Annotated in this window: 15 protein-coding genes; 10 read left to right on the top strand and 5 right to left on the bottom strand. The window is 66.2% G+C overall.

The annotated features are described in order from the left end of the window. The 3 genes from rpsK to rplQ all read left to right on the top strand — a co-directional run bounded on the left by rpsK (position 1) and on the right by rplQ (position 2,056). A complete protein-coding gene (rpsK, locus tag ACODSL_RS13155; RefSeq protein ID WP_007662706.1) occupies positions 1-390 on the top strand; it encodes a 30S ribosomal protein S11 in 390 nt (129 codons plus the stop codon). A 78-nt stretch (positions 391-468) separates the two neighbouring features. Next, entirely contained in the window at positions 469-1,485 is a 1,017-nt protein-coding gene (locus ACODSL_RS13150) for a DNA-directed RNA polymerase subunit alpha (protein ID WP_488901148.1), read from the top strand. A 160-nt stretch (positions 1,486-1,645) separates the two neighbouring features. Then, the gene (gene rplQ / locus ACODSL_RS13145) at positions 1,646-2,056 is read left to right on the top strand and encodes a 50S ribosomal protein L17 (protein WP_488901147.1); all 411 of its coding nucleotides are present in this window, start codon (positions 1,646-1,648) and stop codon (positions 2,054-2,056) included. A 100-nt stretch (positions 2,057-2,156) separates the two neighbouring features. Here the strand turns inward: rplQ and ACODSL_RS13140 are convergent, their stop codons facing one another. From ACODSL_RS13140 to ACODSL_RS13120, 5 genes are all read right to left on the bottom strand, one after another. Beyond that, positions 2,157-2,888, bottom strand: coding sequence for a hypothetical protein (locus tag ACODSL_RS13140; protein ID WP_488901146.1), 732 nt, complete (start codon positions 2,886-2,888; stop codon positions 2,157-2,159). Between the two features lie 128 nt (positions 2,889-3,016). After that, entirely contained in the window at positions 3,017-3,289 is a 273-nt protein-coding gene (locus ACODSL_RS13135) for a type II toxin-antitoxin system RelE/ParE family toxin (RefSeq protein WP_488901145.1), read from the bottom strand. After that, on the bottom strand, positions 3,277-3,489 hold the full coding sequence (locus ACODSL_RS13130) for an antitoxin (RefSeq protein WP_488901144.1): 213 nt from the start codon (positions 3,487-3,489) through the stop codon (positions 3,277-3,279). The genes ACODSL_RS13135 and ACODSL_RS13130 overlap by 13 nt, the downstream gene beginning before the upstream one ends. A gap of 42 nt (positions 3,490-3,531) precedes the next feature. Continuing rightward, positions 3,532-4,398 (bottom strand): ABC-2 transporter permease, encoded by an 867-nt coding sequence (locus ACODSL_RS13125; protein ID WP_488901143.1) that lies wholly within the window; start codon positions 4,396-4,398, stop codon positions 3,532-3,534. After that, positions 4,388-5,281: an ABC transporter ATP-binding protein gene (locus ACODSL_RS13120; protein ID WP_488901142.1), complete on the bottom strand. Its 894-nt coding sequence runs from the start codon at positions 5,279-5,281 to the stop codon at positions 4,388-4,390. Before ACODSL_RS13120 ends, ACODSL_RS13125 begins: the two co-directional genes overlap by 11 nt. A gap of 116 nt (positions 5,282-5,397) precedes the next feature. On the opposite strand from ACODSL_RS13120, the gene ACODSL_RS13115 reads away from it, so the two are divergent. From ACODSL_RS13115 to ACODSL_RS13085, 7 genes are all read left to right on the top strand, one after another. Continuing rightward, positions 5,398-6,621, top strand: a complete 1,224-nt coding sequence (locus tag ACODSL_RS13115) for an alkaline phosphatase family protein (RefSeq protein ID WP_488901141.1) — start codon at positions 5,398-5,400, stop codon at positions 6,619-6,621. Positions 6,622-6,624: 3 nt separating this feature from the next. Then, complete coding sequence (locus ACODSL_RS13110) at positions 6,625-7,074, top strand: hypothetical protein (RefSeq protein WP_488901140.1); 450 nt, start codon at positions 6,625-6,627, stop codon at positions 7,072-7,074. A gap of 55 nt (positions 7,075-7,129) precedes the next feature. After that, entirely contained in the window at positions 7,130-7,594 is a 465-nt protein-coding gene (locus ACODSL_RS13105; protein WP_488901139.1) for a VOC family protein, read from the top strand. Beyond that, positions 7,591-7,932, top strand: a complete 342-nt coding sequence (locus ACODSL_RS13100; RefSeq protein WP_488901138.1) for an ArsR/SmtB family transcription factor — start codon at positions 7,591-7,593, stop codon at positions 7,930-7,932. The genes ACODSL_RS13105 and ACODSL_RS13100 overlap by 4 nt, the downstream gene beginning before the upstream one ends. Beyond that, positions 7,932-8,393, top strand: coding sequence for an SRPBCC domain-containing protein (locus tag ACODSL_RS13095; protein WP_488901137.1), 462 nt, complete (start codon positions 7,932-7,934; stop codon positions 8,391-8,393). The genes ACODSL_RS13100 and ACODSL_RS13095 overlap by 1 nt, the downstream gene beginning before the upstream one ends. A gap of 124 nt (positions 8,394-8,517) precedes the next feature. Next, positions 8,518-8,862 (top strand): MmcQ/YjbR family DNA-binding protein, encoded by a 345-nt coding sequence (locus ACODSL_RS13090; RefSeq protein ID WP_488901136.1) that lies wholly within the window; start codon positions 8,518-8,520, stop codon positions 8,860-8,862. Beyond that, complete coding sequence (locus ACODSL_RS13085; protein ID WP_488901135.1) at positions 8,859-10,166, top strand: TCR/Tet family MFS transporter; 1,308 nt, start codon at positions 8,859-8,861, stop codon at positions 10,164-10,166. Before ACODSL_RS13090 ends, ACODSL_RS13085 begins: the two co-directional genes overlap by 4 nt. The last annotated feature ends 68 nt before the right edge of the window (positions 10,167-10,234 follow it).

Below are 10,234 nucleotides of genomic sequence, written 5' to 3'. Positions count from 1 at the left end.
ATGGCCAAGGAACCGGCTCGCGTCAAAAAGCGCGAACGCAAGAACATCACCTCGGGCGTGGCGCACGTGAACGCCTCGTTCAACAACACCATGATCACGATCACCGACGCGCAGGGCAACACGATCTCCTGGTCGAGCGCCGGCGCCATGGGCTTCAAGGGTTCGCGCAAGTCGACCCCTTACGCCGCCCAGATGGCCGCCGAAGACGCTGGCAAGAAGGCCGCCGAGCACGGCGTGAAGACGCTGGAAGTGAACGTCTCGGGTCCCGGTTCCGGCCGTGAATCCGCGCTTCGCGCCCTGCAGGCCGCCGGTATGACGATCACGACCATCCGCGACGTGACTCCGATTCCGCATAACGGCTGCCGGCCGCCCAAGCGCCGGCGAGTCTGAGTTCTATTCGTTGACCCTCTCCCGTCGCCGGCCGTGCGTTTCGCGGCCGGCGAAGACGCGTTCCAAGGACATCCGCCCGTGATCGAAAGAAACTGGAACGAGCTCATTCGCCCCGAAAAGCCGATGATCGAGACCGGCGCCGACGCCAGCCGCAAGGCTCGCATCGTCGCTGAACCCCTCGAGCGCGGTTTCGGTGTGACGCTCGGCAACGCGCTGCGTCGCGTTCTGCTCTCCTCCCTGCAAGGCGCGGCCGTGACCGCCGTCCAGATCGACGGCGTGGTTCACGAGTTCTCCTCGCTGGAAGGCGTGCGTGAGGACGTCGTCGACATCGTCCTCAACATCAAGCAACTGGCTCTTCGGATGCATTCCGAAGGCCCCAAGCGCATGACCCTGCGGGCCACCGGCCCCGGCGTCGTGACGGCCGGCCAGATCGAGGTCCCCTCGGACATCGAGATCCTCAACCCCGACCACGTGCTCTGCACCCTGGACGACGGCGCCAACGTGCGCATGGAGTTCACGGTCAACAACGGCAAGGGCTACGTCCCGTCGGAGCAGAACCGTCCGGAAGACGCGCCGATCGGCCTGATCGCCGTCGACGCCCTGTACTCGCCGGTGAAGCGCGTCGCCTACCGCGTCGAGCCGACCCGTCAGGGTCAGTCGCTCGACTATGACAAGCTGGTGCTGGAAGTCGAAACCAACGGCGCCGTCGGTCCGGTGGACGCGGTGGCCTACGCCGCCCGCATCCTGCAGGACCAGCTGCAGATCTTCATCACCTTCGAAGAGCCCAAGGCCAAGACCGACGGCGAAGCGAAGCCGGAGCTGCCGTTCAACCCGGCTCTGCTGAAGAAGGTCGACGAGCTCGAGCTGTCGGTCCGTTCGGCCAACTGCCTGAAGAACGACAACATCGTCTACATCGGCGACCTGATCCAGAAGACGGAAGCGGAAATGCTCCGCACCCCGAACTTCGGCCGCAAGTCGCTGAACGAGATCAAGGAAGTGCTCGCGGGCATGAACCTGCATCTCGGCATGGACGTGCCGAACTGGCCGCCGGAAAACATCGAAGATCTGGCCAAGAAGTTCGAAGACCAGATCTAGTCCGACTATCGCGCTATCTCCCGGATCGTCCGCAAGGGCGGTTCGGGGCCTTGAGACGCCGCAACAGCGGCCGAGGGCCCCGGCGCTTCGTTCTGACCCAGGCGGGAAACAGGCTGGGATAGGTGACAACACTGCGGGCTGAGGCCCAGGAGAGACCAACATGCGTCACGGTAAAGCACACCGTAAACTGGGTCGTACGACCGCTCACCGGATGGCGATGTTCGCCAACATGTCGGCGAGCCTGATCAAGCACGAGCAGATCGTCACCACCCTGCCCAAGGCCAAGGAACTGCGCCCGATCGTCGAGAAGCTGATCACGCTCGGCAAGCGCGGCGACCTGCACGCCCGTCGCCAGGCCATCAGTCAGGTTCGCGACATCGAACAGGTCGGCAAGCTCTTCTCGGTGCTCGGCCCGCGCTACAAGGCCCGCAACGGCGGCTACATCCGCGTGCTGAAGGCCGGCTTCCGCCACGGCGACAATGCCGCCATGGCGATCATCGAATTCGTCGACCGCGACCCCGCCGAAAAGGGCAAGGACTCCGGTCCGGTCCAGACCTTCGGCGAAGACTGATCTTCGCTTCGGCAGATTGAGACACTGAAAGGCCCCGGAGCGATCCGGGGCCTTTTGCTTTGCGCCGGACCAGGCCGCGAGCTGATTTGTCAGATGTCGCTCAGCGCCCCGAATATAGCCCGTCGGAAGGTTCTCGGATGGCCTTGTCGTCGGCCTGCACTCGAATGGAGGCAGGGTTGATGGTGCCGCTCCTGACGTCGCCAATCATCCAGAGCGATCGCCATTCGCCGGGATGTTCGCTGAAACCAGGGGAGCAGGCATAGGAGGCGCTGATCGTCAGCAGCACTATGCGGCGGCTGTCGCGTGTCCATCGCGACCCATTCGGATGAACGGCTTGCGGCGACAGGCAGGGATACCGGCTCGTCGCAATCCGGACTGCCAAATTTACCAGGGCCGGGCGCTCGACGGCGGCGTTGTCGACGATCTCGAAGACCTGAAGCGCATCCATGAATGAGCCGACGTGGTGGTTCACAAAGAACCAATGTGAGTTCGGCGACCAGGATACAGAGAACGGCATGTCGTCGCTCAGGCTCGTCAATTTCGTCAGGGTTCGCCCCCGGGCATCCTGAAGCTCGATGACGGGTTGCGTCTCGTCGTAGGCTTTCTGCACGACGGCGAGCCGTCGGTCGGGGGACAGCGCCCTGCCGGCGCAGGTCGAAACAAATTGATAGCTGCTGTCGCCTCCCTTTCCGCCAAGACGACAGTCGGTCTGAAGTGCGCCAACCTGCGCCTGGGCGGAGGGGGCGAACAGGCCGAACCCCAGGAAGGTTAGAACCAGCAGCAAATTTCGCCCGCGATGGCGGCCCCCAGGCGAAGTCCCGGTCTGCCTCATGGGTGAACTCCAGCTGCCATCGGCGCAACAACCATAGGTGTGAGAGATGTCAGCCGGCAAGCAGCGCATTGCAGACGTTCCTGCGGCCCGCCCAAACTCAACGTGAATCCGCCCTTTGCCAAATCGTCTCACCGTGGCCGTCGCGCCGCGTGGCGGATCTGAACGATCAGCACCCGCTTCACCGAAACCCGGTACCGAAGAATGTAAGGGCGGACCGAAATGAGTTCTCGCAGCCCGGAAGCGGCCGGCCGACCGCGGTTCGGGTGATCAACGAGACTCTCTCCGGCCATCCAGAGCGCCTCGCTGATCCGCAACGCGGCCGACAGATTATCCCTGGCGATGTGGTTGGCGATGTCGTCCAGGTCGGCGAGCGCTGACCGCGACCAGGCTACTTTAGCCACGACCTCGGCATCGGCTTGTAGTCAGGGGTCCCCCAGGTTCTCAGCCAGGCGGCCACTTCTTCATGCGGCACGCATCGCCCCGCTGCCCAGTCGGCCTCGGCCTCGGCGATCAGCCGCGCGTCCGCTTCCTCGTCGACTTCATCGAACAAGTCGAACTCCGCCGCGGGAGTTTCCTTGAAGCCGGGTTTGTCTTCAGGCATGATCAACCCTAACGCGCCTCATGCGAGAAATCTACTAAAATACTACTCACGCGTTAGGTCCTGGCGCTGGAACAGCCAGACGGCGAGGGCGGTCAGGCCGGCGATCCAGGCGATCAGGGCTACCAGCGCCACGGGCCAGTTGATGTCCGGCGGCACGCCCATCTGCGGCGGCGACATGGCCGCCTTCAACAGGTCGGACTGCAGCACCGGGAAGCCGAGCAGGTCTGGCAGCGGTGGCTGCAGAGGATTGTCGAACCCCTTCTGCCGCTGGCTGACCGCGAAGCCCTGGACAATCCACACCCCGACCGGAACCAGCAGGGCGGCCAGCCCCGCGCGGGTGGCCACGGCGATGACGGCCGCGAGGGCGCCGAGGGCCATCATTTCAAGGAACGCGATGCCGAACATGCCGGCCAACTGGGCGTTGGTGTTGCCCTCGGCCGTCGACCAGACGATGCCGCCGCTGGTCAGCACGGCCGACAGCAGCCCTGCGACGATCCCGCCGACCGCCAGCAGCACCAGGCCGATCAGGGTCACCAGGCCGAACGTCGCGATCTTCCCGAGCAGCAGGTTGGCCCGCGTGTTGCGGGGGGTGAGGAACCGCCAGGTCTCCCAGCGATAGTCGCCCGCCAGAATCGCCGAGGCGGCGATCAGGAAGAACAGCTGCACGATGAAGAAGTTCGAGCCGGACACGGCCTCGACGGCCTGGTTCAGCAGCGAGACCGGCGCGCGGGCGAGGGCGGCGGCGGGATTGCCGGCCGCCGCGGCCTTGCCCAGCAGGTTGCGCATCAGCAGACCCTGGATCAGGCCGATCAGGATGCTGACCAGGGGCACGAACCCCAGGCTCCAGAACACCGTCCCGCGCGCCTTGAAGAAGCGCAGCCGCTCGGCGGCGAAAGCGTCAGCGAGCATCCGCGTCTCCCGTGGAATCGAGGAACACCGTTTCGAGGTCGCCGCCGATCCAGCGGGCCTCGGTGATGTCCACCCTGGCCTTCACAAGCGCCGCGATCAGGGCCGGGGCCTCGGCGCGGGTGATGGCGGCGAACACGGCGTCCTCTCCGTCGGCCGCGCCCTTCGCGCCGAGTATCTCAAGGACCTTGGCCGCCGGCGACGCGAGCAGCCGCAGCCGCTCGTTGACGGCGGTCATCTGGTCGACCCGGCCGTCCTTGACCAGCTTGCCGCGGTCAAGAATGGCCACGGAGTCGCAGACCCGCTGCACCTCGTCGAGCTGGTGGCTGGCGAGGATGATGGTCACCCCGTCCTTGTCGGCCAGTTCGCGCATCAGGGCGCGCATCTCGAGGATGCCGGCCGGATCCATGCCGCTGGTCGGCTCATCGAGGATCAGCACTTCCGGTTTGGTCAGCAGGGCGGCGGCCAGGGCAAGTCGCTGCTTCATGCCGACGGAGTAGCCGTTGACCTTTCGGTCGGCCGCCTCGGTCAGGCCCACGCGCTGCAGCCAGCCGTCGATGTCCGGCGTCTTGAGGCCCGATTCCAGCGCCAGCATGGTCAGGGTGTCACGGGCCGTCAGCCACGGCAGAAAGCGCGGCGTCTCGATGACCGCCCCGATCCGTCGCAGCGCCTTGATGTCGCCGGCCGGCGCGCCCAGCAGGCGGGTCTCGCCGGTCGTAGGCCGCACCAGGCCGAGGACAATGCGGAACAGGGTGCTCTTGCCCGCGCCGTTGGGGCCCAGGATGCCGAAGATCCCACCGCGCGGGATGTTCAGCGTCAGCCCGTCCAGCGCCTTGACCGCGCCATAGGCCTTGCTGACATCGGCGGCCTCGAGGGCGAAACTCATTGGGACATCCTGTGGTTCGCTCCCGGTCATATACAGGTGACAGGGCCGGACTATGACGACCGTGCTTGAGTCCGCCAAGCGTGTGGGCGCAGATGGAGACTCGCCGGAGCAACTTCATGATCGCCGTCGTCCGCCCGTTCTGTCTCGCCGCCCTCGTTCTGTTGTTCGCGGGGGGGCCGGCTCTGGCCGCTGAACGGGCGCCGGTAATCCTGATCTCCATCGATGGCTTCCGCGCCGAGTACGCCACCCGCGGCCTGACGCCGACGCTGGCGGCCCTGGCCGCGGACGGCGCCTGGGCGCCCGACGGCATGCGGCCATCGTTCCCGGTCAACACCTTCCCCAACCACTATGCTCTCGTCACGGGGCTGCGCCCTGACCACAACGGCCTGACGGACAACACCATGTTCGACGACGCCCGGCCGGGCGTGAAGTTCAGCATGTACGCCCGCGATCAGGTGCAGGACCGGTTCTGGTGGGACGGCGGAGAACCGGTCTGGGTGACGGCGGAACAGAAGGGCCTGCGGGCCTTCACGATGTACTGGCCCGGTTCGGAGGCGGCGGTGCACGGCGTGCGCCCCAGCCAGTGGTTCGTCTACGACGAAAAGGACCCGGCCTTCTCCCGTGTTGACCGGGTGCTCGGCTGGCTGGACCTGCCGGCGACGGAACGGCCGGCTTTCATGACGCTCTATTTCGAGGCCGTCGACACGGTCGGACATCGCGTCAGCCCCGGGGGCGCGGACCTCGACAAGGCCCTGAGTGACGTCGACGCGGCGCTGGCCCGCCTGGTCGCCGGGCTGAAGGCGAGGGGGCTCTACGACCGGGTCAACCTGATCATCGTCGCCGACCATGGCATGGCCGAGACCTCACCGGACCGGATCGTGTTCCTTGACGACCTGGTCCCCATCGCGGAGGTGACGACCGTAACCCTCGGCACGGTGTCGGGCCTGATCCCGCGTACGCTGGCGGCGGAGGCCGCGCTGGTGGGCAAGCACCCGCATGTCGAATGCTGGCGCAAGGCGGAACTGCCGAAGCGCTTCCACTACGGGACCCACAAGCGCATTCCGCCGGTCATCTGCCTGCCCGAGACCGGCTGGGTGCTGACCTCTCGGGAGTGGTCCGCGCGCCGGCCCATGACAGGCGTCGCCGGGTCTCACGGCTACGACCCTGACGCGCCGGAGATGCGCGCCCTGTTCGTCGCCCATGGCCCGGCCTTCCGGGCGGGAGCGCGCCTGCCGGTGTTTGACAACGTCTCGGTCTATCCGCTGATCATGCGGCTGCTGGGACTCAAGGCCCGCCCCAACGACGGCCGCATGAAGGACACCGCCCCCGCCCTGAGGTGAAGCATGGACCCCGAAGCCCGGCTGGAAGGTTTCATCACGAAGTTCAGCGACACGGTGGCGGCCCAGGCGCGCGATGCGTTGGCCCGCATGCGTCGTCGCCTGCCGGGCGCCGTCATCGCCGTCTATGACAACTACAACGCCCTCGCGATCGGCTTCGGCACGGGCGAGAAGGTCGGCGACATGGTCTTTTCCCTCGCCGTCTATCCGCGCTGGGTCAGCCTGTTCTTCGGTCAGGGCGCGACGTTGGACGACCCGTACGGGCTCCTGAAAGGAAGCGGCAGCCGGGTTCGTCACATCGTGCTGACGCCCGTGGACCTGCTGGACGACCCCCGCGTGGGCGATCTCATGGACCGCGCCGTGGCCCATGCACCATCCCTGACTGATGCCGCCAGTCAGGGGCGGATGGTGATCAAGTCGATCTCCGCCAATCAACGCCCCCGGCGACCCGCTTGACGAGATAATTTACATATGCGTTAAATATTGCGGAATTCACAAACAGGAGGCCCCGATGGCCCGGAAGCGCGCCTTGTCATCCGCCCTGGTCTACCGGGACCCGCGGGCGGCCCTGAAATGGCTCGAAGCGGCGTTCGGTTTCGAGACCACCCTGCTGATCGAGGACGCCGATGGAAAGCTGGCCCATTCGCAGATGGTCTACGGCGACAGCATTGTGATGATCGGCAACGAATGGACGGACGAACACCGGAGCCCCGCCTCGATCGACGGTCTCATGACCCAGACGGTGCATATCCAGCTGGCAGACGGGGAAGGGACGGTCGACGCCCACTGTGAACAGGCCCGGAAGGCTGGCGCGGTGATCATTGTCGAACCGGAAACCCAATTCTACGGCGACCGCAGCTACCGCTGCAAAGACCCCGAGGGACATATCTGGACCGTGAGCCAGACCGTGGCGGCGACCGATCCCGCGGACTGGGAACGGACGACAGGGCTCAAGACGCCCATCTTCAAGCCATGACGGCGTTGATCGGGGCCGCCCGCCTCGATGAGACACTTGCGGCCCTCGCTGATCCCCATCGCCGACAGGTCGTCGAGCTCCTCCGCGAACGGCCGCGCCGGGCAGGGGAACTGGCGGAGGCCGCCGGCCTGTCGGCGCCGGCCATGAGCCGGCACCTGCGCACCCTGCGGCGTTCGGGCCTGGTCGAGGAGACCTCCCCCGACTTCGACGCCCGGGTGCGTGTCTATCAACTGAGGCCCGAGCCCATGGTTCATCTGCTGCGCTGGCTGGAGGAGACCGACCGGCTTTGGACGGCCCAGTTGGCGGCGTTCAAGGCGCATGTCGAGGCGGACGTCTGATGGCCTCACGAGTGCTCGTCTCGCTGCGCGTCCGGGCGACCCCCGCGCGGGCGTTTGAAGCCTTCACGGCCGAGATCGGCCAGTGGTGGACGCCCAACAGCCTGTTCGCCTTCACGCCGCGCGAGCCCGGCGTTTTGTCGTTCGAGGGTCAGGACCGGCTCATCGAGACCCGCGCCGGCGGCAAGGTGTTTGAGGTCGGCAAGGTCAGGGTCTGGGAGCCGGGCGCGCGCCTCGTGGTCGGCTGGCGCCAGGCCACGTTCGCGCCGGGCATGGCCACCGAGGTCGAGGTGACCTTCGAGCCCGTCGGCGACGAAACCCGCGTCACGGTCACGCACACCGGCTGGGACAGCGTGCCCCGGGCTCATGTCGCAAAGCACGGCTTTCCGGAGACGGCTTTCCTGGCGCGGCATGGCGAATGGTGGCGGGCTCTGTTGGGACGGTTGGGGGAGTATCTGGGATGATCAATCCCCTGCCGCTCATCCCGGCGAAGGCCGGGACCCAGATCCACGGGCAAGGCGACCAGCCTGTTGAATTCGCGATATGTCATCTGGGCCCCGGCCTTCGCCGGGGTGAACGGAAATATTGATGACCCACGACGACATCCGCACCCTCGCGCTCAGCCTGCCGGAAGCGGAGGAACAACCACACTTCGACCGCGCCTCGTTCCGCGTTCGCGGCAAGATCTTCGCGACGCTTCCCCCGGTGCAGGACGACGGCGTCCACAAGGTCGTTCTCAAGCTGCCGGAACTGGTCAAGGAGAGCCTTCAGCAGACCGACAGCAGCGCCATCGTGTCACTGGGAAACTGGGACAAGGGCGGCTGGACGCAACTCGACATCGGGCGCATGGACGGGAAGAAGATGGCTGACCTCGTGCGCCTCGCCTGGCGACAGGTCGCGCCGAAGAGACTAAGCGCTGGGGAGCGAGAATGACGGATCAACAGCAGGCCGCGGCGCCCACGGGCCGCCGGGCGGCCTTCGGCTTCATCTTCGTCTCGGCGCTGATCAACAGCGTCTCGTTCGGGATCATGATCCCCATCCTCCCCAACCTGGTGAAGGCGCTGACCGGCGGCGACACCGCCATGGCCGCCGACTGGAACGTCATCTTTGGCGCCACCTGGGGGGTGATGCAGTTCTTCATCGGCCCGATTCTGGGGATGATGTCGGACCGATATGGCCGCCGGCCGGTGCTGCTGCTGTCCACCTTCGGCCTGGCCGTGGACTTCATGTTCATGGCCCTGGCGCCGACCCTCGGCTGGCTGCTGGTGGGCCGGATCCTCAATGGCATGACCGCCGCCAGCTTCTCGACCGCCAACGCCTATGTTGCCGACGTCACGCCGCCGCAGGATCGGGCGCGGGTGTTCGGCATCATGGGTTCTGCCTTCAGTTTCGGCTTCCTGATCGGACCGGCGCTTGGTGGCTACCTGGGTGATCTCAGCCTGAAAATGGCCGATCCCGTGATCCTCGGCGTCACGCTCGAGATGTCCTTGCGCCTGCCATTCTACGTCGCCGCCAGCCTGGCCTTCGTCAATCTGCTCTACGGCCTGTTTGTTCTGCCGGAGTCGCTGGCGGTGGAGAAGCGCGCGGTGACCTTCAACTGGCTGAAGGCCAATCCGGTCGGATCGCTGATCCTGTTGCGTTCGCACCCGGACCTTGTGCGGCTGGCCAGCGTCGGCTTCCTGTTCCAGCTGGCGCATTCGGTGCTGCCGTCGATCTTCGTGCTCTATGTCGGCTACCGCTACCACTGGAGCCCCTCGACGATGGGCCTGACCATGGCCCTGACGGGGGTCCTCGGGATCATCGTCTCGATGTTCCTGGTCGGGCCGGTGGTCAAACGCATCGGCGAAAAAGGCGCCTTGCTGGTCGGGGCGATGTTCGGCTTCCTCGGCTTCGCCATCTATGGAGGCGCGCCGACGGGCATGCTCTATCTGGTCGGCGCGCCGGTGTTTGCTCTGATGGGCTTCCTGCAGCCGGGCCTGATGGGGCTGATGAGCCGTCGCGTGCAGCCGCAGGAGCAGGGACAGCTGCAGGGCGCCAATCAGAGCCTGCAGGGCATCGCCTCCATGCTTGGACCCGTGCTTTACGGCCTGACCTTCGCCTGGTCGGTGCGCCATGACGCGACCGTGCACCAGCCGGGCCTGGCGATCTTCCTCGCCGCGGGCCTGATGCTGCTGGCCTTCCTGATCGGCCTGAGCGCCGCGCCGCCGCCCAAGGTGGCGGAAGCGCCGGCCGCCTGAGGTCCTGTATCGCCATCATTGCGCCTGAAATCTTCGCTGTTCTGACCGTGGGGCCCTCCTGATCTGAA

This window comes from Caulobacter sp. FG121, assembly GCF_057809815.1.
This window is presented reverse-complemented; position numbering and strand designations above follow the sequence as displayed.